General features: G+C 38.3%; 23 protein-coding genes. 14 read left to right on the top strand and 9 right to left on the bottom strand.

Features of this window, described 5'->3' with window-relative positions:
* Window positions 1-138 precede the first annotated feature (138 nt).
* The gene (hemB, locus tag PAND9192_RS08865; protein WP_087853462.1) at window positions 139-1131 is read right to left on the bottom strand and encodes a porphobilinogen synthase; all 993 of its coding nucleotides are present in this window, start codon (window positions 1129-1131) and stop codon (window positions 139-141) included.
* A gap of 129 nt (window positions 1132-1260) precedes the next feature.
* On the opposite strand from hemB, the gene PAND9192_RS08860 reads away from it, so the two are divergent.
* From PAND9192_RS08860 to PAND9192_RS08850, 3 genes are all read left to right on the top strand, one after another.
* Window positions 1261-1557 (top strand): hypothetical protein, encoded by a 297-nt coding sequence (locus tag PAND9192_RS08860; RefSeq protein WP_060998372.1) that lies wholly within the window; start codon window positions 1261-1263, stop codon window positions 1555-1557.
* Window positions 1558-1773: 216 nt separating this feature from the next.
* Window positions 1774-2208: a thioredoxin TrxC gene (gene trxC, locus PAND9192_RS08855; RefSeq protein ID WP_087853461.1), complete on the top strand. Its 435-nt coding sequence runs from the start codon at window positions 1774-1776 to the stop codon at window positions 2206-2208.
* A gap of 491 nt (window positions 2209-2699) precedes the next feature.
* Entirely contained in the window at window positions 2700-3965 is a 1266-nt protein-coding gene (locus PAND9192_RS08850; RefSeq protein ID WP_087853460.1) for a NupC/NupG family nucleoside CNT transporter, read from the top strand.
* Between the two features lie 107 nt (window positions 3966-4072).
* On the opposite strand, the gene PAND9192_RS08845 is transcribed toward PAND9192_RS08850, so the two are convergent.
* Entirely contained in the window at window positions 4073-4942 is an 870-nt protein-coding gene (locus PAND9192_RS08845; protein WP_087853459.1) for an NAD(P)-dependent oxidoreductase, read from the bottom strand.
* A gap of 245 nt (window positions 4943-5187) precedes the next feature.
* On the opposite strand from PAND9192_RS08845, the gene PAND9192_RS08840 reads away from it, so the two are divergent.
* The 4 genes from PAND9192_RS08840 (at window position 5188) to PAND9192_RS08825 (ending at window position 9208) form a co-directional block, all read left to right on the top strand.
* Window positions 5188-5769, top strand: coding sequence for a hypothetical protein (locus PAND9192_RS08840; protein WP_144018090.1), 582 nt, complete (start codon window positions 5188-5190; stop codon window positions 5767-5769).
* A 254-nt stretch (window positions 5770-6023) separates the two neighbouring features.
* Window positions 6024-7838, top strand: coding sequence for a protein translocase subunit SecD (gene secD, locus PAND9192_RS08835; protein ID WP_087853457.1), 1815 nt, complete (start codon window positions 6024-6026; stop codon window positions 7836-7838).
* A gap of 4 nt (window positions 7839-7842) precedes the next feature.
* On the top strand, window positions 7843-8745 hold the full coding sequence (secF, locus tag PAND9192_RS08830) for a protein translocase subunit SecF (protein WP_087820456.1): 903 nt from the start codon (window positions 7843-7845) through the stop codon (window positions 8743-8745).
* Window positions 8746-8893: 148 nt separating this feature from the next.
* Window positions 8894-9208: a hypothetical protein gene (locus PAND9192_RS08825; protein ID WP_087853456.1), complete on the top strand. Its 315-nt coding sequence runs from the start codon at window positions 8894-8896 to the stop codon at window positions 9206-9208.
* A 205-nt stretch (window positions 9209-9413) separates the two neighbouring features.
* Here the strand turns inward: PAND9192_RS08825 and PAND9192_RS08820 are convergent, their stop codons facing one another.
* A complete protein-coding gene (locus tag PAND9192_RS08820; RefSeq protein WP_087853455.1) occupies window positions 9414-9686 on the bottom strand; it encodes a hypothetical protein in 273 nt (90 codons plus the stop codon).
* Between the two features lie 265 nt (window positions 9687-9951).
* On the opposite strand from PAND9192_RS08820, the gene PAND9192_RS08815 reads away from it, so the two are divergent.
* Both PAND9192_RS08815 and PAND9192_RS08810 read left to right on the top strand, forming a co-directional pair.
* Window positions 9952-10554, top strand: coding sequence for a DNA-3-methyladenine glycosylase I (locus PAND9192_RS08815; RefSeq protein ID WP_087853454.1), 603 nt, complete (start codon window positions 9952-9954; stop codon window positions 10552-10554).
* A gap of 74 nt (window positions 10555-10628) precedes the next feature.
* The gene (locus tag PAND9192_RS08810) at window positions 10629-11558 is read left to right on the top strand and encodes a cation diffusion facilitator family transporter (RefSeq protein ID WP_087853453.1); all 930 of its coding nucleotides are present in this window, start codon (window positions 10629-10631) and stop codon (window positions 11556-11558) included.
* A 74-nt stretch (window positions 11559-11632) separates the two neighbouring features.
* Here PAND9192_RS08810 and lplA read toward each other — a convergent pair whose 3' ends face one another.
* Together lplA and PAND9192_RS08800 are read right to left on the bottom strand one after the other, a co-directional pair.
* Window positions 11633-12652 carry a lipoate--protein ligase gene (gene lplA, locus PAND9192_RS08805; protein WP_087853452.1) on the bottom strand — a complete coding sequence of 340 codons (1020 nt, stop codon included), beginning with the start codon at window positions 12650-12652 and terminating at the stop codon, window positions 11633-11635.
* 842 nt (window positions 12653-13494) lie between these two features.
* A complete protein-coding gene (locus PAND9192_RS08800) occupies window positions 13495-14184 on the bottom strand; it encodes a MaoC family dehydratase (protein WP_087853451.1) in 690 nt (229 codons plus the stop codon).
* A gap of 330 nt (window positions 14185-14514) precedes the next feature.
* Here PAND9192_RS08800 and astB point away from each other — a divergent pair, with 330 nt between their 5' ends.
* Window positions 14515-15852, top strand: a complete 1338-nt coding sequence (astB, locus tag PAND9192_RS08795; protein WP_087853450.1) for an N-succinylarginine dihydrolase — start codon at window positions 14515-14517, stop codon at window positions 15850-15852.
* A 50-nt stretch (window positions 15853-15902) separates the two neighbouring features.
* Here the strand turns inward: astB and PAND9192_RS08790 are convergent, their stop codons facing one another.
* Window positions 15903-16385 (bottom strand): YidB family protein, encoded by a 483-nt coding sequence (locus PAND9192_RS08790; protein WP_087853449.1) that lies wholly within the window; start codon window positions 16383-16385, stop codon window positions 15903-15905.
* Between the two features lie 392 nt (window positions 16386-16777).
* Here PAND9192_RS08790 and PAND9192_RS08785 point away from each other — a divergent pair, with 392 nt between their 5' ends.
* From PAND9192_RS08785 to PAND9192_RS08775, 3 genes are all read left to right on the top strand, one after another.
* On the top strand, window positions 16778-17299 hold the full coding sequence (locus PAND9192_RS08785; protein ID WP_087853448.1) for a DUF2058 domain-containing protein: 522 nt from the start codon (window positions 16778-16780) through the stop codon (window positions 17297-17299).
* Between the two features lie 330 nt (window positions 17300-17629).
* Window positions 17630-19333: a phospho-sugar mutase gene (locus tag PAND9192_RS08780; protein ID WP_087853447.1), complete on the top strand. Its 1704-nt coding sequence runs from the start codon at window positions 17630-17632 to the stop codon at window positions 19331-19333.
* Between the two features lie 94 nt (window positions 19334-19427).
* Window positions 19428-19604: an ATPase gene (locus PAND9192_RS08775; RefSeq protein ID WP_036791078.1), complete on the top strand. Its 177-nt coding sequence runs from the start codon at window positions 19428-19430 to the stop codon at window positions 19602-19604.
* A gap of 137 nt (window positions 19605-19741) precedes the next feature.
* Here PAND9192_RS08775 and brnQ (PAND9192_RS08770) read toward each other — a convergent pair whose 3' ends face one another.
* The 3 genes from brnQ (PAND9192_RS08770) to yjjG form a co-directional block, all read right to left on the bottom strand.
* A complete protein-coding gene (brnQ, locus tag PAND9192_RS08770) occupies window positions 19742-21079 on the bottom strand; it encodes a branched-chain amino acid transport system II carrier protein (RefSeq protein ID WP_087853550.1) in 1338 nt (445 codons plus the stop codon).
* Between the two features lie 588 nt (window positions 21080-21667).
* A complete protein-coding gene (brnQ, locus tag PAND9192_RS08765; protein ID WP_370738387.1) occupies window positions 21668-22954 on the bottom strand; it encodes a branched-chain amino acid transport system II carrier protein in 1287 nt (428 codons plus the stop codon).
* 421 nt (window positions 22955-23375) lie between these two features.
* Window positions 23376-24050, bottom strand: coding sequence for a pyrimidine 5'-nucleotidase (gene yjjG, locus PAND9192_RS08760; protein WP_087853445.1), 675 nt, complete (start codon window positions 24048-24050; stop codon window positions 23376-23378).
* Window positions 24051-24292: 242 nt separating this feature from the next.
* On the opposite strand from yjjG, the gene PAND9192_RS08755 reads away from it, so the two are divergent.
* Window positions 24293-24541: a GlsB/YeaQ/YmgE family stress response membrane protein gene (locus tag PAND9192_RS08755; RefSeq protein ID WP_087853444.1), complete on the top strand. Its 249-nt coding sequence runs from the start codon at window positions 24293-24295 to the stop codon at window positions 24539-24541.
* The last annotated feature ends 29 nt before the right edge of the window (window positions 24542-24570 follow it).

The following is a 24570-nucleotide window of genomic DNA, read 5'->3' as shown; positions in this document are numbered from 1 at the left end:
TTGAATAGAATTGTGATCTTTAAGGATGAGAGCAAATGATTGTATACCAACCCTGCCGTGATTTATCAGCATTCCACTTTAAGCATCATTGTTATAGCAACAATGATGCTTAAAGACGAGACGATAATATAGCGATAACTATGCTTTATCTTGTGCTAACCATTCTGCCACTTGCTTGGTGTAGTAGCTCACAATAAGATCAGCACCTGCACGTTTAAAGCCAGTTAATGTTTCATAGACCACACGCTTTTCATCTAATGCGCCCGCCAATGCTGCAAACTTGATCCCCGCGTATTCGCCACCGACTTGATAAACTGCTAATGGTAGGTTGGTCTTACGGCGAAGATTGGCAACCACATCAAGGTATGGTGTGCCTGGTTTCACCATCAGAATATCTGCACCTTCTTCCTCATCAAGTAAGGCTTCGACTAAGGCTTGACGACCGTTAGCGCAATCCATTTGGTAGGCTTTTCTATCGCCGCTTAATTCACAATCAACTGCGGTACGGAAAGGACCATAAAAAGCAGAGGCAAATTTTACCGCGTGAGCAAGAATTGCCACATGTTCAAAACCTGCGGCATCTAATCCTTCACGAATAGCTTTAACTTGACCGTCCATCATTGCTGACGGCGCTAACATATCTGCGCCAGCTTTTGCTGCTGTGACACTTTGTTTAACTAATAACTCAAGTGTTTCATCATTTAAGACATGCTCATCATGGTAGACACCGCAATGACCATGAGTCGTGTATTCGCAAAAGCAAATATCGGGGATCACCATCATGTCAGGACAAGCAACTTTAATGGTTTTCACCATACGAGCCAATAAACCGTTATCGTTCCATGTGTCACTACCGATTTCATCTTTAGTATGCGAAATACCAAATGGCATTACATAACGTACACCCAATTTATAAAGTGTATGTATTTCATCGGCCAGCATAGTTTCAGGAATACGTGAAATGCCAGGCATGGTGCTAATAGGCACCGCTTCAGTTAAGTTTTCTTCAATGAAGAGCGGATGAATAAGATCAGCCAATTTAAATTCATGTTCACGCACAAGATCACGCATATTAGCGCTACGGCGCATACGACGGATGCGTTTAATTGGTACAGAGATAGGGTTGGTCATTGGAATATTCTATTATTATGTTAATCGTGTATACATCATACAAATGTTAGGGTTGATGATGCAAGCAGTTGTGTGGCTTGTTTAAAAGCCACCTACACTTAATTCGATAGTGATTATTCAGAGGTTATTATGAAAGTTTTATTATTATTAATGGTTACTGTTTTCTCTTTTCAGGCATACGCTCAAGATCAATATGTATGTAAAAAAGGGCATAGCGAACGTACTGTCGAGGTTATATATAGCCAACCTAATAGTAAAGTTCCCTGTGAGGTCAAATATACTAAGTCAACGGGCAGTCAAATTTTATGGCATGCTAAGCATGAGATCGGTTATTGCGAAGCCCAAGCGCAACAGTTTGCGACCAAGCTAACAGGGTTTGGTTGGTCTTGTCAGAAAGTGAATACAGCAGCACTTACTAGCCATTAACGTAATAAGCATCGAATAGTGGAATTATTTTATTGGATCAAGAAAGGGGGCTTTTTTGATCCGCTTTATTGATTGGCAGTGATCATATGAGCGTGTTTGTGCAGGAATGCTGATAGATTTTTCCTATCAGATTAATCAGTTAAAACTGCTTTCGTTTTTAGAGTTAACGGGATAAGTTATTGGTAATTAATTTAAAATAAGATCTGGATATTCATTATGACAACCATGACAACTCGTTGCCCACATTGTAAAGCATTGAACCGTTTACCTCTTGATCGTATTAATGACGAAGCAACATGTGGTACTTGTAAAGAGAAATTACTTGATGGCATGCCAATTGAAGGTACTGCTGATAACTTCGCTAGTTTAATTAATGGCGATAAGCCTGTTGTTGTAGATTTTTGGGCTCCGTGGTGTAGCCCATGTGTAGGTTTTGCGCCAGTATTTTCTGATGTTGCAACTGAGCGTAATGGCGCTGCTCGTTTCGTTAAAATTGATACCGAAGCGCAACAAGCACTCGCAGGTCAATACCGTATTCGTAGTATTCCAACCATCATGGTATTTAAAGGTGGTAAAATGGTCGATATGCTAAATGGGGCTATGCCAAAAACTGCCTTTGATGAGTGGTTAAATAGCGCCCTAACAAAATAACGATCAGTGATATGCTGATAAAATGGCACTATTTGCTGGTGGTATGTTAGTCCTTGATGCCTAGTTATTTATAAAGATAACTAGGCTTTTTTGTACATGTAATTTGACTAAATATCAACGAGGCGCACTATTTTGCGTGTTATTTATGCTATTTATGTATAAATGTAAAAAAACACTATGCTAAATTTTTAATGTGATCAATATCTCTATATACTCTCGCCTCGGCCAGAACAATTACGTTCAGCCACCTTATTACAAGCTGTCACTAGGATATGTGAACGACCCACGGAGTTGGACCGGCATTAATTATAGCTTGTTAATTTAGGTGACTTGTATGTTGTACCATTGGACGAACACTCTTTTCGTTGTTTACGTATATTCACGTAATCCCCATCTTTTGTTGAACCTTCAGCAAATGTTTTTCCGATGCCGCAATACATTCAATACCTTCATTATTCGACACCCATTTATGAATACAGCAGGACGAAATAATGCAGTTGTTAATTAGTTTGGCCGGTATAGCAATACTGGTTTTATGCGCGATTTTACTATCAGATAACCGTAAAGCGATCAATTGGCGTACAGTCATTGGTGCATTAGTGTTACAAGCCAGTTTCGCCGCTTTAGTATTGTATATTCCGCTTGGGCAGAAAATGCTTGGCGCAATGAGCGATGGTGTTGCAGGTTTATTAAGTTTCGCCGATGTCGGCATTAATTTTGTTTTTGGTGACTTAGCCAATATTGAAAAAAGCGGCTTTGTGTTTGCTATTCGCGTGCTACCGTTGGTGATTTTTATCAGTGCGTTAATTTCGTTGTTGTACTATTTCGGTATTATGCAGTGGATAATTAAAGTTCTCGGTGGTGGTATTCAAAAGCTACTAGGTACTAGTCGAGCAGAGTCATTAGTGGCAACCGGAAATATCTTTCTGTCACAAGGTGAATCTCCGCTACTTATTCGTCCTTTCTTAGCTAAAATGACTCGTTCAGAACTTTTTGTAGTAATGACATGTGGTATGGCATCTGTTGCGGGCTCTGTGCTTGGTGGTTATGCAGGATTAGGGGTTGAGCTAAAGTTTTTGATTGCCGCGAGTTTTATGGCAGCGCCTGGTGGCTTGCTAATGGCTAAAATTTTAGTACCTGAGCAAGAAACGCCAGAAGAGCAAGTTGAGATTGAAATGGCAACCAGTGAGCACAGCAATGCGATTGATGCTTTAGCTGCTGGCGCAATGAATGGTATGAAAGTCTCGGTTGCTATCGGTACGATGTTAATTGCGTTTGTGAGTGTGATTGCAATGGCTAATGCAGGACTTGCAGAAGTCGGTCATGGACTCGCAAGTTTAACAGCTGCGGTTGGCATGGATTCAGTGTCACAATGGTTTGTGACGACACCACTGAGCATGCAACTTATTTTGGGCTATATTTTTTCACCATTAGCGTTTGTTGTTGGTGTGCCTGCCAATGAAATGATGACGGCTGGTACCTTTATTGGTGAAAAACTGATCCTCAATGAATTTGTCGCTTTTATGGATTTTGCATCAGTTAAGCAGACATTGTCAGTACATACTCAAGTGATTATCACGTTTGCGCTATGTGGCTTTGCCAATATTGGTTCCATCGCGATCCAAATTGGTTCAATTGGTGTGATGGCACCAGAGCGTCGTAGTGATGTGGCTCGATTGGGCCTTAAAGCGGTTATTGGTGCGACATTAGCTAACTTAATGAGTGCTACGTTAGCGGGTATTTTTGTCACTTTATAAGCGCTGATTAAATAATAACACGATAAAAAATGAAGCCGCAGTAAGCTCTTTACTGCGGCTTTGTTGCTATTTATGCAGTGCTTTTTATGGCAGCTTTTTAGCAATGATTATTTATCAAATTGTTTAATTAATACTGAGGTATCAGCACGATTAAAGCCCCGTTGTTGCAGCTTTTCATATTCGCTATCAACTTGTTTTGCCAATGGTAATTCAACATTAAGTTTTTCAGCCGCATCAAAACAGATAGCAAGATCCTTACGCATCCAATCAATAGCAAAACCAAAATCAAATGAATCTGTAGCCATTGTTTGAGCACGATTTTCTAATTGCCATGAACCTGCAGCACCATGTTTTAGTACTTCAGTCATAGTATGAATATCAAGTCCTGCCGCTTTGGCAAGGGTAACTGCTTCAGATAACCCTTGTAATACACCTGCAATACAAAGTTGATTCGCCATTTTAGTTATTTGGCCATAGCCTGTTTCACCCATTAGTGTGGTTGCTTTGGCATATTTTGCAATCGCGGGTTTGGCTTTGTTAAACACGGCCGGATTACCGCCAACCATGACAGTTAAACAGCCATTAATTGCGCCAGCTTCACCGCCTGATACCGGCGCATCTAAAAAGTCGCAACCGATAGTATGCGCAGCATCGGCAATTTCTCGCGCAACATCGGCAGAGGCAGTGGTATGGTCAACCAAAATAGCCCCAGGTTTCGCTGTTACAAGAATACCGTGTTGACCTTTATAAATTTCACGAACGTCATCATCATTGCCAACACAGGTAAATACAATGTCAGCATCTTTTACTGCGTCACAAGGAGTAAGCGCAATCGTGCCCTGATATTCTTGTACCCAAGCGTCTGCTTTAGCTTGGGTGCGGTTATAAACCGTTACATGATAGCCGGCTTTAGCAAGGTGTCCTGCCATCGAGTAACCCATTGTTCCCAGACCTAAAAAAGCAACGTTTGCAGTCATAGCTAATACTTCCTTGATTATTATTGTGATCAATTTGTAACATCATAACAGACAACATTATTACGTAAATGGACATCCTTTGTGTGTGTTTTGTGCAAATGAGTGAGGTTTGTCAATAGGATTAATTATTCGAAATTAATCGCTTGTAACAAATTGTGTTGCCAATTATCATAACACTCACTTTTATTTTAGGATGGGTTTAGATAAGCACCATGCTGTCAGCTGTATTGCGGATTATGTTTATAGTGATATGTTTAGGAGCAAGTTCATTTGCTTCGGCATCGTCACAGGTGAACATTGACCACATTGCACAGACCCATCCTGTATATAGTGATGTTATTGAAGCGCCAATCGTTAACGCAACGATTATGCCACGCCATTGTGATTCGTTACAGCAGCATCAGAGTGAGCCAGCGCCAACCCAAAAACACCCAACAGATCGCTATGTTAGTAATAATGGCTTACCGGTTTCTGTTTATAGCACTAAGTTAGTGTGGAATTTTCCATCGCCAACTAATATCAAATCGCCACAACACAGTGGTAAACACCATCGTTTAGAAGTAATTGATTTAAAAAATATTATTAATACTTCAACTCGATCACTCAATAGTTTCCATCATAATGCTGATGAAATAGCGCCAACATTTGAATTGGCGTTTGAATTACCATTATTGCCGATACCGCTGTTTACCATTGGGTATGCAGAGCCTCTTAGCCCACAAACTGATTGGATCTTAACTATAAAATCCACATCATCACGTATATCCGGCTGGAAAGAATCAAATCAACTCTATTCACATTACGGACATTCGTTCGTTACTGCATAAGACATTACTAGCATTTATGTCATTTATGGCATGGTGTGCTTTACTTAGTGGTGTCGCTTTCACCAACACATAAAACGTTCTATTAATTTATGTATTAAATCTATCAATAGCTATTATTAAGGCTAATTGTTATCGGCTGTGAATATGATAACAACGCGTTGTTTTGTCTTTTAAAGATAAAAACGAATAATAATTATTGATGTGTTATCGGTCGCAACAAGCTGAACTTGTTGCTAGATATATGGCTTAAAATAATGAGAAAAAAGAATAATAAACAGATTCTGAATCATTACTCAGCATGGAAATATGTTGTGCTAATTGTGACGGTCTCGATTATGTTGCTTAGTGCTATTCCAACCTGGTATGGCGAAAATGCGGCAGTACAAATTAGTGCGAAAGGCGGCGCAATGCCAACACCTTTTGAGATTCAACGTGTTCTAAAAGACCATGGCATAGAAGCCAAGACTATTGAACAGCAGCCAACTCGCACAATTGTGGTGGTTGATTCAACCAAAGAACAAACCAACACCAAAGAAGCATTAAACAGCATTGTTCATAATGAAGGCCGTTTAACGTTAGCACTAGAACCTGCAGCACCAAAATGGCTATTAGGGTTAGGTTTTGAGCCGATCAAGCTCGGTCTTGACTTACGTGGTGGTGTTCAGTTCTTACTTGATGTTGATATGAAGGAAGTTTATAAGCAGCATGCACAGCAGCTAACTGACGATCTTCGTACTGATTTCCGTAAGCAAGATATTCGTGCAGCACGTTCAGAAATGACGAATAATAATCAAGTTATTGTGCGTCTGCCAAGTGAAGATGCGAATAACAAAATACGTCAATACGTTCGTACTCAATATCCACAGTGGCAAGCGAAAGATGGCCAAGGCGATAACTTAGTCTTGTCTATGCGTGAAGATGAGCAAACTAATCTGCGTAACTTAACGGTACAGCAGAACTTGCAAACGATGCGTGGTCGTATTGAACAGTTAGGTATTACCGAAGCATCTGTACAGCGTCAAGGTGAAAACCGTATTCGTATCGAGCTTCCTGGTGTACAAGATCCAGCTGCTGCGAAGAATGTAATTGGTGCGACTGCAAGCCTTGCTTTCTATGCGGTTAAGCAAGAAGGTACAGGTAGTACCATGATCATTGACGACAAAGAAGGCCGTCCGGTACGTGTAAGCCGTAAGCCAGTATTAACCGGTGATCATATTATCGATGCGCGAGCAAGCATGGGTGAAATGGGTACACCTGAAGTTAATATTACGTTAGATAGTGCCGGTGGTAGCATGATGTCTGAGTTCTCACGTCATAACGTGGGTCAACCAATGGCAACGTCTTACAGCGAATATACGCGTAATGCTAAAGGTCAGACTGAACAAACAAATAAAATCATCAGTGTTGCAACAATTCAAACTCAGTTAGGTAGTCGTTTCCGTATTACTGGTGCTGGTTCATTGGCTGATGCACAACAATTAGCATTATTACTTCGTGCAGGTTCATTAACTGCGCCAGTAACAATTGTTGAAGAGCGTACCATTGGTCCAACATTGGGTGCTGAAAACATTAAGAATGGTTTTGCTGCTTTAGCACTAGGTTTAGGTGTGACTTTGCTATTTATGGCATTGTGGTACCGTCGTCTAGGTTGGGTTGCGAACATTGCATTGCTGACTAACATGATCATGCTATTTGGTTTATTGGCATTGATTCCAGGTGCGGTATTAACCTTGCCGGGTATTGCTGGTCTGGTATTAACCGTTGGTATGGCTGTTGATACCAACGTGCTTATTTTTGAACGTATTCGCGATATGGTTCGAGATGGGCGTAGTTTTGCTCAAGCGATTGATCGTGGATTTAGTAGCGCATTTGGTACTATTTTCGATGCCAACTTTACAACTATGATCACCGCAGTGGTACTGTACTCTATCGGTAATGGTCCAATTCAAGGCTTTGCATTGACGTTAGGTCTAGGTCTTCTAACCAGTATGTTTACTGGTATATTTACTTCCCGCGCCATTATTAACTTGGTTTGGGGTCGTGATTCTCGTCGAGATGTAAGGGTTTAACGCAATGAAAAATTGGATTATTACAAACTTAACTAAATTGCGTTATATGACCGGTATTGTGTCAATTGCGCTAATGGTTATCTCGATCAGTTTCATTTGTATTCGAGGTCTAAACTGGGGTCTTGATTTTACTGGTGGTGTTGTTAGTGAAGTTCAGATGAACAGCCAAATCACCAGTAGTGAAATTGAACCACTGATGGATGCGGGCTTTAAGCAAGACGTAGTCGTGATTGCAGCTGATGAACCTGGCCGTTGGATCCTACGTTATGCTGTACCAGCAAAGGGCGAAACTTACCCAGCAATAACACAAGTGCTAGATCCGCTACATGCACAAGTACAAGTACTAAACACCAGTATTGTTGGCCCACAAGTGGGTGCTGAAATGGCATCTCAAGGTGGTTTAGCATTACTTGTTACTATGCTTTGTATTCTAGGTTACCTAAGCTACCGCTTTGAATGGCGTCTTGCTGCGGGTGCATTACTTGCACTAATGCACGATGTGATTCTAGCTGTGGGCTTCTTTGCAATGACGCAAATGGAGTTTAACTTAACTGTATTGGCGGCTATTTTGGCTATCTTAGGTTATTCATTGAATGACTCGATTGTTATTGCCGACCGTATTCGTGAGTTACTGATTGCGAAACCAAAACAAAACCTTGAAGCAACTAACAACGAAGCGATTATTGCAACGTTCTCACGTACGATGGTGACATCGGGTACAACGTTAATGACAATCAGCTCTTTATGGTTATTAGGTGGCGCATCATTGCAAGGATTCTCTATTGCAATGTTTATTGGTGTGTTAACCGGTACGTGGTCATCAATTTCAGTAGGTACGTTACTTCCTGAATTCTTAGGTTTGAAACCTGAGCACTACTTACCAAAACCTGAGTCACAAGATCCTTAATCGTTAATGATTGAGTAAAAACCGTCGACAGTTATGTTGGCGGTTTTTTTTTGCTGTGAATTCAAGATATACAGTTTTTTTAAAGACAGAACGATATTTATTGCTAGACTAAAAAGAAGTTAAATAAAGCATGGTGAAAGGAGATAGCATGCCAAAAGGGATTATATTTATCGGTAGTGCAATATTGTTAATTGCGGGCTGTACCCATACCAGTGATGGCGATATTCGTTTTTTACCCGATCAGTACGTCAATAAGGTTGAGTATAATAGCCTCTACCATTATGGCTATAACCAAGGCTGTGAATCCGCACTAGCTAAGGTTAATGTTGCCGGACATACCTACAACCAAGATAGTACGTTAATCAATATTTCAACACGGTTTAAGAGCGGATGGCAACAAGGCTATTCGGCATGTGAATCTGGAACGGAAAAGATGTTATATAAATTATCTAATACTCAATAATTTTTTGACGCGCGTCTCTTATTTATAAATTTATTGTTGTTTTATAATATTGGCCAGATACTATGCTCAATATGATGCATATATGGTCTCTATAATTACTTTTTGTTATAAGATATAACGGTTGTGCTATTGTGCAAAAAAAACAGATCCGATGATCTGTTTTTAGTTTTAGCTAAACGAGCCAAAAATTTTATTTTAAATAGTGTTATGCCGTAATAGCCGTTACTTTAGAATTTTTAAATACAATATGTGTGGCAACATTTATTTCTGACAATAATAAAAACTGTTTTAATTTATTATTATCAAGTTCAATAATTATTTGCATGTGAGATTCAATCATTCTTTTTAAGTATGAAAAACGATTGCTTTTATTTGTATTTTTTAATTGTTTATAGCATCCCTGTTGTGCATACACCCAAATATTATAATTGCTATTGTTACTTTCTATTTGTGCGATAAATTCCGCAATACTCTTCATCTTTAATCCCTTACTGAATTGTCTATGCTATAGACATAGATGAGTATGCAGTAAAGTAAAAAAACTAAAACCATATATTTATAGTTGATATAAATAATGTGATATTGATTAGTTTTTTTAAGTAATAATGCTGTTTGAATATAACTCGCATTAAAATATCTTAAAGTTAAACTAATATACTCTAAAATAACCTTATTGGATGAATAAGGTTATTTTATAATAGTTATTGTTTTAATTTATAGGATTGCAGGTTAAGGTTGATTTTATGACTATCAATAGTGTTTGTGATTGGGCTAATCACTCAAATTTAGAGCGCCAATATCATGATAATGAGTGGGGACAACCACACAAAGATGATAATTATTTGTTTGAATTCTTAACGTTGGAAGGCGCTCAAGCAGGGCTTAATTGGTATACAATTTTAAAAAAGCGTGCTGACTATAGAATTGCTTTTGAAGACTATAATATTGATAAGCTGGCAGCCTATAGTGATCACGATATTGAATTGCGTATAACTGAAATTATTGATAATTATGAGGTGGTTAGACACCGTGGTAAATTACGCTCGGTGTTTACTAATGCTCGATCTGCAAAAGTATTGCAAATGCAATACGGTAATTTAGCGATCCCATTATGGCAGTTTGTTAATAATGAGCCTGTTATTAATCATTGGTCATCAAGCGATGATGTTCCTATTGCAACAACAGCATCATTGGCGATGAGTCAATTTCTAAAGCATCATGGGTTTAAATATATTGGTAATATAACCTGTTATGCATTTATGCAAGCTGTGGGGATGGTAAACGACCATACAATTAATTGTCATTGTTATCATAGTGATACAAATAAAAAAGGGGATGGATTATAAATGTAAAAAAGATCACATTTATAGGCTAAATTCGTTATCATATCGCATCCATTTTTTATGCTTTATGGGGCGTTATGTCAAAGGCGGCAGTTAAATTAATTCAGAAAGTCACCTGGGTTGGGTCTATTGCAAATATTGCATTAGCATTTATAAAAATTACCATCGGTAAACTGACAGGTAGTCAGGCCCTTATTGCCGATGGTGTACACAGTTTTTCTGATTTAGTCACTGATACGGCAATTTTAATCGGCTCTCGTTATTGGACGGCCCCTGCTGATAAAGAACATCCTTACGGCCACGGTCGCTTTGAAACGTTAACCAACATTTTTATTGGTTTTATTCTAGCGATTGTAGGTATTGGTATTGGTTGGGATTCACTACATTCAATCAGCACTCAATCACACTCTCAACCAGGTATACTTGCCTTTAGTGCTGCTGTTTTATCGATTGTAGTTAAAGAGGTACTTTATCGCTGGACAGCTATTCAGGCTAAAAGTATTAATAGCCGTGCATTATATGCTAATGCGTGGCACCATCGCTCTGATGCATTAAGTTCTTTACCTGTAGCTATTGCTGTTATTACGAACTACTTTTTTCCTACTTTTCATTATTTAGATCAAATTGCTGCATTAATTGTTACAGCAATGATTTTAAAAGCATCGTTTGAAATTCTATGGCCTGCAATTTTAGAATTAACAGAAGCCAAAGCTGATTCTGATATTGAAAAACAAATTCAAGCATATGCCGCTGAAGATAAAGATATTAAAGAAGTGCATGCAATAAGAAGTCGCCGTACTGGGAGCAATATTTTATTAGACTTCCATTTATTGGTTGATCCTGAAATGAGTGTTGAACATGCTCATAATATTACTGAAAACTTTAAAACCCATTTATTAAATGAATTAAATGAGGTTGTCGATATTATTATTCATATTGAACCTTATAATTGTCAAGAAAGAATGATTAATCCGTGTTGTGATGATTGTGATAGCAATAAGGAATAACTAATGCTCTTAATTGAATAACAAGACCGATAATTAATGCGGTCTTGTTATTATTTTATATTATTATAACGACATTAATTAATTGTATTTTGTAGCCAATGACTGATATCCATCAAAATATCATTATAATGCGGGTACTCAATGGCTAAATTATCGATAGCTGTACTGATTGCCGTACTATTATAAGGTAGGTTAACTAACCGTTGCTCTAATAATTCCAATGGAGCAGGATCTAAACTATCAGTAAACAGTTTTACTTCCGTAATGTTACCTTTATTTATATCAAGGTGTAGCTCAATTCCTCCCCAAATGAAACGCTCATCTAGGCTGTGTGTAAACTGAGGAGTATTGCCAAAATTCCAATCCCAACGACTGAACTTTGCAAATGTTTCATTAAAGCCTGCTAATTCTGGTAATGCTTGTGGTGAAATATGTTCAGCTTCAACATACTCACTATAATAATCACAAAATGTCTCAATAATGGCATTGCAGACCATATCATGATCAATATTATTCACAATTTGGTTGAGGTTAGTCACGCGAGAGCGTACAGAAGTGATCCCTTTTGCCGCTAATTTCTTTTTATCGGGATTAAGGTAATTCGCAAGCTGGGTTAAATCGGCACTCAGTAATAATGTACCATGATGAAAACCACGATCCATGGTTTCACGGTAGGCTGAGCCTGAAAACTTACGCTCACCTTCGGCATCTTCAACCACTAAATCATTACGGCCTGTTGCTTTACCGTCAATGCCTATTTTTTTAAGTGCAGTGAGTACAATATCAGTAGAGATGGTTTTATTATAATCGGGTTTACCTGCCATAAAGGTAAAATTGGTATTACCAAGATCATGAAATACTGCACCACCGCCACTTTGACGACGCGCAAGCGTAATACCATCTTGTTCCATTTTAAGTGTATTACACTCTTTCCATGGATTTTGAGCGCGTCCAATAACAACAGTATTGTCATTACGCCATAAGAATAATACTCGCTGTTGAGTTGACATTGTACGGAAAATTGCATCTTCAACGGCAAGGTTGAACCATGGATTAGTAGAGTCTGAAATCAGCACTTTAATTTTTGAAGACATCACGCATACCTGACTAAATGTGGATGCGATGAATTTACCTTGTCATTTGGTAGAGGTAAAGCAGTCAATACAGGAGCAGAGGTATTGTTAGTAGACAACAGGTGAAAAAAAACCAAATCACATCCTATAAACTGGAACAAATGTGATTTGGTAACATGTTTTCAATTATGGCTTGTCTAGAGAATCTTGATGTTTTCTAGATGATGAAATAAGAATAGCATCACACTTTTATTATGAAAATAACGATAATTGCAAGTTAAGGTTACTATTTGTTGTTAGTTAATAGCAGTAATGTAAAAAATAGTGAGTATTTAGAGCGACTACTATTAACAAAAGACAATAAGAATGATTTTAGAGTAGAAGCGAAGAATAAGGGGGTATAAAGCGAATAATATTCTGCAGTGGCTTAATCAGTAAGAGCATGGATTGCTTACCATGCTACCTTTAATCTATATATGATCTAACGATTTTAGTTATAGATTTTTTACTGATTGTTTGTTGTTTGTTCTGTTGGTGTCGGTTGACTTACTTGGTTAAAAACATCATAAGTGATGAAATAGCCAATTAATAAAATAAGAGGAATGAATTTTATCCACTTGTTCATAATGATACCTAGCTAAAAAAATGTTCGGCTACCATACCAGTCTTCTTCATTGGGTAAATGACTATTAATGAAAAGTTAGGTTTACACGATTATATGATTAAGATTCAGAAAAATAGAAGCGTAATAACATTATGAATTAAATGCTATTTTTTGCTCCCCTTTGTTTGAAATAGTGTAAATAGACAAAAAGCCGACGAATCGACTTTTTTGAATTGGGAAGGATTGCGTAAAATTTACGTTAGAAATAAAGGCGCATTACTGATTCTGCCACACACGCTGGACGACGACAGCCTTCGATCTCAACTGTAATTTCTTGTACGATTTCTAAACCACGTTTAATGGGTGTTACGGATTGAATTTTTGTTCTAGCACGAATATTAACGCCGCTCTTAACCGGATAAGGGAAGCGAACTTGGTTAAGACCATAATTGACAGTCATTTTTGCAGAAGGAAACTTTGGACTCGCAGGATCAACACTGTCAGTTAATACAGAAAGGAGCGACAACGTTAAAAAGCCATGGGCAATGGTTGTTTTGAAAGGAGACTCTGCGGCTGCTTTTTGCGGATCGGTATGGATCCACTGATGATCTTCAGTAACATTAGCAAAATTATTAATACGTAGCTGATCAACAGCTAACCATTCACCTACGTGAATTTCTTCACCTAATGAAGCTGTAAGCTCATCCATAACTTTGGTTGCTTCTGGGTGCATTTCAATAACTGCAGGCTCAGAAACCGCTTCACCATTAGATATCGATACGAGGTTATGATCTTTAACCCAAGTCGCAAAATGACTGCTGTTGGCTTTATTAAGGAATTCAATCCAATAATCACGGATTGATGGTGATAGCCAGTCTTTAAACTCAAACGGGTGATGTGATAACACTTCACGTTTACGTTTGATAAAATCGACTACTTTTACTTTCATAGAGCATAACCTTAGTTTGAAATGCCACACTTGGGTTTGGGGCTGGGCATTGTAGCTATTATTTACAGTAGTACAACTGGTATTTTTTATAAAAAATACTTATAAGACTCATCGGATGAGTTAATTTTAAAGGATGTTGATGCCTTTACGCAATAATTAAATGGCGTTTTTTAACTATTTTTTATAAAAGATTAAGACGAATAGTAATAAATAGGCTAAATATTACTTATAGGTATCATAAACGATCAGATCTTAATCTGCGCTGAAATGTTATAACGAGTTGCCAGCTATACTATTAATAGAAAGACAGCTCATATCATGGAGGAAGGAATGATTGCATATGAAGCTAATTTTGATGGGTTGGTTGGACCTACGCATAATTATAGTGGTTTATCTGCGGGTAATATTGCATCGCTAACACATAGCCATTATGTGTCTAATCCTAAAAATGCAGCCTTACAAGGCCTTAATAAAATGAAGGCATTGGCTAATCTTGGATTATTACAAGGTGTTATTGCTCCTCAAATACGGCCAGATATAAAAATGTTACGTCGACTCGGCTTTAGTGGTAGTGATCACTGTGTGTTACAACAAGCAGCACAGCAAGCTCCAAAGCTATTAACCAGTTGTTGTTCGGCGTCAAGTATGTGGGCGGCTAATGCTGCAACAGTATCACCTTCAGCAGATACGAGTGATAAACGTATCCACTTTACCCCAGCTAATTTAGTCAGTCATTTTCATCGCTCTATTGAACATCAAACAACATCAAGCATTTTGTCGGCAATGTTTAATGATGATAACCATTTCTGCCATCATCCACCGCTACCAGCATCTCAATATTTAGGGGATGAGGGAGCTGCGAATCATATGCGTTTTTGTGATCAACACGGTGAACAAGGCGTTGAAATGTTCGTGTTTGGACGTTATGGCTTTGACCGCCACCAATTAGCTCCTCAACGTTATCCTGCGCGACAAACTTATGAAGCCAGTACTGCTATTGCACGTTTGCATCAGTTAGCGCCACAACAGGTTGTGATGGCACAACAAAATCCTGCAGTGATTGATCATGGCGTGTTTCACAATGATGTTATTGCTGTTGGTAATCAGCAAATGTTGTTTTGCCATCAAGATGCATTTTTAGATCAAGCAAATATTTATCAACAGCTACAACGTAAAATGGGCGTAGATTTCTCTATTATAGAAGTACCAAATGATGTGGTGAGTATTGATGATGCTGTCAGTAGCTATTTATTTAATTCGCAATTAGTGACGTTACCTAACGGTGATGTAAGTTTAATTTTGCCACAGGAGTGTCAATATAATGCGTGTATATGGGAGTATATACAGCAGTTATTACAAGCGCAGGTTGGTATTAATCGGGTTGATTTATTTGATTTAAGTCAGAGCATGCAAAATGGTGGCGGGCCTGCGTGTTTACGTCTCAAAGTTGTCTTAAGTGATAAAGAGCGCCAAGCTGTCAATCCTGCAGTATTTTTAACTGAGACGTTATTTAAACGCTTACAAGAGTGGATTGATTTACATTATCGTGATCGGTTAGTGGAAGCAGATTTAGCCGATCCATCCTTATTAATGGAGTCACATACTGCATTAGACGAGCTAACGTATATTTTAAAGTTAGGCTCAGTGTATGATTTTCAACGGGTATAATCCGCATAATCGATAGCGTATATCGGTTGCGGATTATAATAGTAACAACGCTACTTTTTACCAAAGATGGTTGAAGCAAAACTTTTCAGATTATTGATATCCATTAAGTCATCAATACTGTGGATTTCGCCAGCAGGTTGAATCAGTAAGTTATGATCAATATCTCCACCAGGACTGGCTTGGTCTATCATTGTAGGTAATGCGTCTTGTAAGCCTAGAATAACATCTTGCTCTGGCATGTTGAGTTCCGAACCAAAGGCGGCCAGTTTTTCGACACTAAAGATCGTAGTAATATTTGTTGCTGAAATATGTGCATTGACATCATTACCAAGCCAAGAATTAGCAATATTTGACAGTTCGGCTTGATTGAGTGCTTTAATAATACTTTGCAGATCTACATTCTGACCTTGATCGTTTCCATCTAACAAATGAGAGAGTGCAGTAAAGATACTGTTTTCATCAACAGCTTGAGTATTTGCACGTGATTGATTAAAAAATTGTGCCCCAAGACGAACTATTTCGACCATATCCATGATTATAATTCCTTGCTTGATAAGTTATTTATGCGGTTACTAAAAATCGTGATGCTAATGTTATGCACAAAACTCAATAAGCCCATGTTATATTCCCTGCTGAGTTTATTTCCAATGATTATTAATAGGTATGTTAATAATCATAATATAAAAAGTAGATTAAATTATCAGCATTTTCCGACATTTTAATGCTAAAAATGTATGTTGCATTTGTTTTGGGTATTGTTGCTTGTGAAGGGTAGGAAGTGAATTACTTGAGGTATTGATTGTAATAATCATGATATCTATGTGCAGCAATACTTGACCTGTTTTAGAGCAAACAGAGATAATAGTCTTCATTAATCTATGAATGTAATTATTATTCATCGCCACGAATAATTGATGGAGTTTCAATGGCAAAGCTAAGCCTACAAGAGCAAATGCTAAAAGCGGGTCTTATTGATAAGAAAAAGCTAAAAAAAGCCGGTAAGACAAACAAAAAATCACGTACTCAAGCGAAAGAAGCAAAAGCTGCTGTTGAGGAAAATCGAATCTCTCAGTTAGAGAAAGATAAAGCACTCAACCGTCAGCGAGATGAAGATGCACAACAAAAAGCATTTCTAGCACAGGTAAAACAACTGATTGAGATGAACCGCTTGGATCGCAGTCGCGGTGATATTGGTTATAACTTTACTGATGGTACAACGGTTAAGAAAATTTATGTTGATAAGCTAATGCAAGCACAACTTGTTAATGGTCGTCTTGCTATCGCACGTTATCTTGATGGTTACGAAATTATTCCAGCCGCCGTTGCTGATAAAATTGCATTGCGTGATCAAGAATCGATTGTGCTTAATAATGTGATTGATGAAAGTATCATTGATGAAGATGACCCATATGCAGATTTCGTTATTCCTGATGATTTGATGTGGTAAATACCGCGAACTTAAAAAAGCCTCTGTTGAGGCTTTTTTTATAGCTAAATATTTGTCGAGAGAATTGTTAGGTATTATTGTTTAAAAGAATATTTAACAATTAGTGTCGTAAAATGATTATACAAATGTAATCGTTTGCGAATTAAATCTTGTTCAAAGGCGGTTGTAATTCAGCAGAATAGAGCATATTTTAATGAGACTATTTATCATTTGCATTTCCGATACGATAGCAATGATACATAAATATACGATGGTAGTGCCTGCGTTTTTATAAGAACTCGTCCATTATCACCGCGCTGTAATGATGATAAACGTACTAGGATAATAACAATGAATAATGAAATTACACGTTGGTTACAACGTGACCCTGACCCTAAATCACGTCAAGAATTACAACAATTAGTCGCGGATAATGCGACAGCTGAATTAGCTGATCGTTTTAATGGGCGTTTAGAGTTTGGTACTGCCGGTTTACGAGGTGTGGTTGGAGCTGGGCCTAACCGAATGAACCGCCTAGTTATTCAAGAAACTGCGACTGGGCTTGGTCAGTATTTATTACGTACTGATAATGCAGCTGCGCATAAAGGGGTGGTGATTGGTTATGATGGTCGCCCTGATTCACGTCAATTTGCTCATGATACGGCAGCCGCATTAGCAACCCAAGGTATAAAAGTTTATCTCACCACCAAAGTTGCTGCAACACCAATTGTTGCATTTGGGGTTAAGCACTTACAAACGGCTGCAGCTGTTGTTGTGACGGCTAGCCATAACCCGCCAGCTTATAATGGTTTTAAAGTTTATTGGAACAATGGTGCTCAGATCATTCCACCTCATGATGCTGGAATTGCAGCGGAAATTGATAAAGCGACTCAATCTGAAATACACCTTATGGATCTAGCTGAAGCCGAAGCAAAGGGATTATTAGTGTGGCTTGATGATGCATATTATCAAGCGTATCGTCGAGCAATAAATAGTAACCCATTACTTAATAACCATCATAACCCACAAGATATTAGTCTTGCTTACACCGCTATGCATGGTGTTGGTGCTGAGATGGCTGAAACGTTATTAGCAGATGCGGGGTTTAGCCATGTTTACAGTGTTGCTGCGCAACGCGAACCTGATGGTACTTTTCCAACAGTTAAATTTCCAAACCCTGAAGAACCAGGTGCAATGGATCTTGTGATCGCTGAAGCGAAACAACATGGAGCAATTTTAGCCTGTGCTAATGATCCTGATGCTGATCGTTTTGCTGTTGCTGCTCGCCGTGATGACGGTGAGTACCAAATGCTGACGGGTGATCAAGTGGGTACATTATTTGGCTATTATTTGCTTAATCACGTTCAAGCATCAACCAGTTTAGTCGGCAATACTATTGTGTCATCGACATTGTTAGGCAAAATTGCAACAGCTCTTGGTGCGCAATATTACCAAACATTAACGGGCTTTAAATGGTTAACCAATGTCGCAATGGAACGTCAAACGGCTGATCATCAATTCCTTTTTGCCTATGAAGAAGCTTTAGGTTACACCATAGGTAATACGGTATGGGATAAAGATGGACTGTCGGCTTTAGTTGCATTTGCTCAATTAACCGCAGAACTTGCTGTTACTGGCCAAACGGTTTGGGATCAACTTGAAGCGATTTACCGTGAGTATGGGTTGTACATTAACGCTCAACGTAGTATTGCACTCGACCCAACCGCAGCCCCTATTGGTGACTCATTACGCGCTATGCCACCTCAAGTTATTGCAGGGTTAGCGATCGTTCGTACAGAAGATTTTAAGACATCACTATGTACTTTTGCTGATGGTACTGTTGAAGCGATTGATTTACCAGTCAGTGATGTGTTGATTTATCATCTTGAAGATGGTGCTCGCGTTGTCGTTCGCCCATCAGGCACTGAGCCTAAATTAAAATGTTACTATGAAGTGGTTGAACCAATGAGCCAAGAAGAGACATTTGAGCATGCTCAATACCGAGCACAAGAAATAATGGATCGATTAATTGCTCAGCATCAAGCATCATTGTAATTTGAATCATTGCAATGTGGTAAAGCTGAACTCTGGTCAATTTTCAGTGTATAATTATGAAAGTTGAAATTTTTTAGATAACCAAGGGTTTACCATGCACGATCTTAATTTATCGTTACCTGATGATTATGAAAAAGAGCCAGAATTACCGATTCCATCAATTGATGATCAAAAGAAAATTGTGGCAGAGCTTAAGCGTTTAGAAGAAGCAGGTGAATTAACCCCTGAAATTTTACACGCATTCATGACAGGTGAGCGTTTACCTGAATAAGGTAGTGTGATCATTGTGTAATAAAAAGCCTCTTACTGCTCTTCATGTATATTGAAGCAGATAAGAGGCTTTTTTATGCTTAGTCAATAAGGAAATACGACGAGTATTGATAACCCCAATTATCTTTACTGAGTATATTATTGATGTTTAGCTGCTGAATCTAGTCGGTAATCAACCACATTGAATTTACGAGCAACCATAGGTAGACGCGCCATTATTGTTGTTACGAATAATATCAATAGTGTTGGCAGCAACCAACTAGCATGTGCTTGATATAGCGGCAGTGTATCGTTGAAAAACTGATTAAGATCCGTTGGCATTTTACCGAGAATACTAACAGCATCAACAGTACCAAAAGCCATTGCGGTGACTAATACTGATGTGTGCGTTAGTGTCGAAACATGAATAGTGGAAGCTGTTAAAGAGGCAAGCACCAATGCAATTGCAACAGGGCATAAAACTAAAATAGCCGGTAGACTTACCTTTAGAATATCTTCAAGACCAAAATTGGCAATGATACCTGTTAATACCACGATAATTGTTGCCGTTAAGCCAAATGATGCTTTGAATGTTTGTTGGTAATATTCAGCACAAGCATTGGTTAAACCAACGGTTGTTGTTAAACACGCCATAATAATAATTGCAGCTAATATCCATTGGCCATAGATGCCAAATTCACCCGCAACATAACGGGTAAGGATGACACTACCATTCATGCCATGAGTGGCAATAGAGGTTGATGTTGCCCCTACATATCCCATTGCAATATAGCAACTGCCCATCAATACAAAGTAGATCATAGCGACTTTAAATGAGACGCTTGCAATCCCTTTTTGTGACACGATCCCTTTAGCTTTAATCGCTTGAATAATAACCCAACCAAAACCAACAGCAGCGATAGCATCCATGGTCATGTAACCTTGAATTAAACCGCTGGTCACTGGACTGTGTTGATAGTCACCATAAGGTGCTGCAGGAACACCAAGTGGTGATATAAATGCTGCTAGTCCTAAACCGGCTAATAATAAAATCAGTGCAGGTGTCATGATTTTACCAATGTAGTTTACAAGGTTACCGGGTTTAAAGGCTAAAAGTAATGTAATAGCGGAGAATACAATAGAGAAAGCAACGAGGTGATCGGCTTTGAAAAACGGTTTTAGTCCCATTTCATAAGCTACGGTAACAGCACGTGGCATGCCAAATGCTGGTCCAATCGCGGTAAATAAAAGAATCCAAAATGTTGTTGCTAACCATTTTGGTAATGCTTTAGTAAGGTTTTTTGTGCTGCCAATACGGCCAAGAACAATAATAGTAAAAGCGGGTAGACCAACAGCGGTTACTAAGAAGCCACTCATTGCTGATGTTAATGATGTTCCTGCGTCGAGACCCATTGCGGGGGGGAAGATCAAGTTACCAGCGCCTAGAAAGAGTGCAAAGGTCATCAGACCGATAGCGAGTAAGTCTTGTGTTTTCAAATGTTGTACCTGCATTGTAGTGAATATCAAACAGCTATTAATCACTTAGTATCGTAACTATTATAGTCTGTTGCTTCGTTAATAATGGTTCCGCAGGTTTGCTGAGAGAAGATATGAAGAGTTGAAACTATCCTCCATCAGCAACGGCTGACGGAAGCTTGCCCGCCAGCCTAGCGAATAATCACTAGGATAAAAGCGGAAATAATTCGAGATGTTTTTTTTGTCGTCATAGAAGCAGCATCAATCCAAGCGTTAATCGCTATTGTCGAAGCTAAATGTTTTTGTTCTCTATGTTCAAACACTGTTGAATGCATAATTTAACAACTTCTATTAATGAATACGTGAATTACAGGTTAAAAATATAAAGAAAAGTTAGTGTTGTAAATAACTTTCTTCAAATTTTTTTTAATCGTTGTAAAAATAATCTAATTTAAGTGTTTAATATTAAAAGGTTAGTGAAATGTGAGCTATTTATTTTGAATAATAGCTATAAATTCGATGAATTATGTTGTGAGAGAGTGCTTTTTTTATAAACAATGAGCAAGTAAGGGCTAGCTGTTATCTAGCCCTATAATGCGTTATAGCAAATTAATTAACGGCGATACTTGGCTGATTTTTCTGACCCAAACGACATAATTTGCTGATTAAAATAGTAATCGCAACAGGTACTAACCAAGATGCATGTGATGAAAATAAAGGTAACCAATGCTCAGCAAATGTGGACATAGACACCGGTAGTTTACCGAGAATATTTAACGCATCAATACTACCAAATACAGTGGCAACGATAACCACGATTGTTTGGCTAAGTGAAATATGGCGCTGTTTAGCTGTTGAATGGTTATGAATGAAAAACGTTGAGATAATTAATGAAATCGCAATAGGACATAATATTAAAATAGCGGGTAGGCTTACTTTAATAATTGTTTCTAAACCAACGTTAGAAATAATCGCCGTCAAAACCATAATCACAGTAGCGCTGATTTTAAATTTTACACCGTAGGTATTTTTATAGTACTCACCATTAGCATTGGTTAAGCCGACAGTAGTGGTTAAACAAGCCATTAAAGTAATGGTAGCTAATAATAGCTGACCTAGAGTGCCAAACTCGCCCGCTGCATAACGAGTAAGAATCTCACCGCCGTTAGTTGCTTGTGGTGCAATATCAGATGATGTTGCACCTAAATATCCCATAGCAAGGTAACAAAGTGACATCAGAATCGCGTAAATAATTGCAATGCGAAGGGTATAATAAGAAATGGCTTTATTGCATTTTACGCCAGTGTTGCGAATTGTTTGAATAATAACCCAACCAAAAGCGACGGCAGCAATAGCATCTAATGTCATGTAGCCTTGAATAAGTCCGTTTACTGTTGGTGCGTTACGGTAGGTTTCAATTGCAGCCGTTGGTGAACCTAGAGGATTAACGACAGCAGAAATGGCAAGTAGCGCTAGCATAGCAATCAGTGCTGGAGTCATTACTTTACCGATATAATCGACCAGTTTTCCAGGTTTAAGGGCTAATACTAATGTCAAAGCGCAGAAAATAGCAGAAAAGGCCATTAAACCATTACCAGAATAGAACGGTTTAATACCCATCTCATAAGCAACGGTTACTGCTCGTGGTAAAACAAAAGCGGGCCCAAGGGTTGTTAATACTAAGAACCAAAATGAACGATCCATCCATTTAGGTAGCGCTGCTGTTAATCGGTCAGCAGAAGATAATCGTCCTAGCACAACCAGTGTTAATGCTGGTAAGCCAACGGCAGTAAGTAAAAATCCAGCGATAGCAATTAGCCAATTCTCACCTGCTTGTTGTGCCATAAGAGGTGGAAATATTAAGTTACCAGCACCGAGAAATAGTGCGAAGGTCATAAAACCAATAGCTGCAAGTTCTTTTGTTTTCAAATGACATACCTTATCTTATTCAAAGCGAACAATGTGAGTCAGTATGCTGGAAGAGGTAATAAGAAGTGAGATTCATATCCGCCAGCGTTACTGACGAATAAATTAACCGTCAGCGTCAGAAAATGACGACGACGACAGACGTTAGCGTACAAGCAATCGGCCTGGTTGCTGTAGTGATAGCATCCTGATTGTTGTTAATGTTCTGAGACATAGCTTATACGCTCTAAGTAAAAATGAGGTTTAAACTTAATCGGAATTAGAGGGATTGTAAAGCACGCTGAAGAAATAATTAATGTTATTTTAGTATTCATCGGCTAGATGCCATATAAACAACTGAATTATAGTCATTATACAATGGCACCTAGTTTTTTATAATACAGACCGCTTTTTAGGCTTGTAGTAAGGCTTGTAATTCAGATAATGCCGTTACGGTATAAGTCGGGTTGATGCCGACAGGCTGTGACTTGTGGTCACAGTTAAGCCAACACGTATCCATACCTGCATTGATACCGCCTAAAATATCAGAATATGGATTATCACCTACCATAAGAACCTGTTGACGTTGAGGCTCGCCCATTTGGTGGCAGGCATAGTCAAAGATTTTAATATCAGGTTTTGCGACGCCTACTTGCTCTGAAATAATCAGCACATCAAATAAATCAGCAAAACCCGTACGTTGTAAGCGAATTTCCTGTAAGGCGGTGAAGCCATTAGTAATAATGCCTAATTTAGCCTGTGGTTTTAATGCTTCAAGCAATGATTTAGCACCATCTAATGGTGTACAAATATCAGCCATAGCCATTAAAAAATCATGATTAAGTTGTTCGGTTGATAGCGAAAGTTTGGCTGCCCATGTTTCAAAGCGAATATTTTGTAATTCAGTCGCTGAAATTATGCCGTTCTGATAATCAACCCATAGTGGCTTATTAATCGCTTCATATTGCTCGAAATCAGCATCAGTGAAGGTAATGTTATGACGAGAAAACATCAGTTGAAGGCCACGCAAAGCGTCAAAATGAAACAAGGTTTCATCAGCATCAAATAAAATCCATTTGTATTTCATTATGCGTAAATCTCTATTTTTGTGAGTGAAAATGCGGCTTGATGAACGCTCGCAAGGCAGGGGTATTCTACTTGAAATCAGGAAGTACACGCTAGTCAATCACAGTAAATAATTGTGATTTATAGGGCTATTTTTATCGTAATGTAATTTTTATTGAACTCAATAGTGTGATATATGTCTACTTATACCATAATCACATTATCTCTATTGATAGTGAAAAATTAGCCAATTGAGGAAAGAAAATGGGCATTTTATCTTGGATTATTTTAGGTTTAATCGCAGGCGCATTAGCAAAATGGTTAATGCCAGGTAAAGATGGCGGCGGTTGGATTTTGACAATGGCGCTTGGTATTGCTGGTGCTTTTGTTGGTGGTTTTGTTGGTAAATATATTGGCTTAGGTCATGCAACGGGCGTCAATATTGGTAGTATTATCACTGCAACATTAGGCGCTTTTATTCTGTTATTTGTTTATAATCGTTTTATTCGTTAATAATCAATGCATTAATAGTTTTATGACAA

This window comes from Photobacterium andalusiense, assembly GCF_900185625.1.
Lineage (GTDB): Bacteria > Pseudomonadota > Gammaproteobacteria > Enterobacterales > Vibrionaceae > Photobacterium > Photobacterium aquimaris.
The sequence above is the reverse complement of the archived record's forward strand: the minus strand, read 5'-3'. Positions and strand labels throughout refer to the sequence as shown.

What these genes read in the sequence shown, in the direction of transcription:
- hemB (WP_087853462.1), bottom strand. Translation starts at nt 1,131, where the DNA reads ATGACCAACCCTATCTCTGTACCAATTAAACGCATCCGTCGTATGCGC.
- PAND9192_RS08860 (WP_060998372.1), top strand. Translation starts at nt 1,261, where the DNA reads ATGAAAGTTTTATTATTATTAATGGTTACTGTTTTCTCTTTTCAGGCA.
- trxC (WP_087853461.1), top strand. Translation starts at nt 1,774, where the DNA reads ATGACAACCATGACAACTCGTTGCCCACATTGTAAAGCATTGAACCGT.
- PAND9192_RS08850 (WP_087853460.1), top strand. Translation starts at nt 2,700, where the DNA reads ATGCAGTTGTTAATTAGTTTGGCCGGTATAGCAATACTGGTTTTATGC.
- PAND9192_RS08845 (WP_087853459.1), bottom strand. Translation starts at nt 4,942, where the DNA reads ATGACTGCAAACGTTGCTTTTTTAGGTCTGGGAACAATGGGTTACTCG.
- secD (WP_087853457.1), top strand. Translation starts at nt 6,024, where the DNA reads ATGAGAAAAAAGAATAATAAACAGATTCTGAATCATTACTCAGCATGG.
- secF (WP_087820456.1), top strand. Translation starts at nt 7,843, where the DNA reads ATGAAAAATTGGATTATTACAAACTTAACTAAATTGCGTTATATGACC.
- PAND9192_RS08825 (WP_087853456.1), top strand. Translation starts at nt 8,894, where the DNA reads ATGCCAAAAGGGATTATATTTATCGGTAGTGCAATATTGTTAATTGCG.
- PAND9192_RS08820 (WP_087853455.1), bottom strand. Translation starts at nt 9,686, where the DNA reads ATGAAGAGTATTGCGGAATTTATCGCACAAATAGAAAGTAACAATAGC.
- PAND9192_RS08815 (WP_087853454.1), top strand. Translation starts at nt 9,952, where the DNA reads ATGACTATCAATAGTGTTTGTGATTGGGCTAATCACTCAAATTTAGAG.
- PAND9192_RS08810 (WP_087853453.1), top strand. Translation starts at nt 10,629, where the DNA reads ATGTCAAAGGCGGCAGTTAAATTAATTCAGAAAGTCACCTGGGTTGGG.
- lplA (WP_087853452.1), bottom strand. Translation starts at nt 12,652, where the DNA reads ATGTCTTCAAAAATTAAAGTGCTGATTTCAGACTCTACTAATCCATGG.
- PAND9192_RS08800 (WP_087853451.1), bottom strand. Translation starts at nt 14,184, where the DNA reads ATGAAAGTAAAAGTAGTCGATTTTATCAAACGTAAACGTGAAGTGTTA.
- astB (WP_087853450.1), top strand. Translation starts at nt 14,515, where the DNA reads ATGATTGCATATGAAGCTAATTTTGATGGGTTGGTTGGACCTACGCAT.
- PAND9192_RS08790 (WP_087853449.1), bottom strand. Translation starts at nt 16,385, where the DNA reads ATGGATATGGTCGAAATAGTTCGTCTTGGGGCACAATTTTTTAATCAA.
- PAND9192_RS08785 (WP_087853448.1), top strand. Translation starts at nt 16,778, where the DNA reads ATGGCAAAGCTAAGCCTACAAGAGCAAATGCTAAAAGCGGGTCTTATT.
- PAND9192_RS08780 (WP_087853447.1), top strand. Translation starts at nt 17,630, where the DNA reads ATGAATAATGAAATTACACGTTGGTTACAACGTGACCCTGACCCTAAA.
- PAND9192_RS08775 (WP_036791078.1), top strand. Translation starts at nt 19,428, where the DNA reads ATGCACGATCTTAATTTATCGTTACCTGATGATTATGAAAAAGAGCCA.
- brnQ (WP_370738387.1), bottom strand. Translation starts at nt 22,954, where the DNA reads ATGACCTTCGCACTATTTCTCGGTGCTGGTAACTTAATATTTCCACCT.
- yjjG (WP_087853445.1), bottom strand. Translation starts at nt 24,050, where the DNA reads ATGAAATACAAATGGATTTTATTTGATGCTGATGAAACCTTGTTTCAT.
- PAND9192_RS08755 (WP_087853444.1), top strand. Translation starts at nt 24,293, where the DNA reads ATGGGCATTTTATCTTGGATTATTTTAGGTTTAATCGCAGGCGCATTA.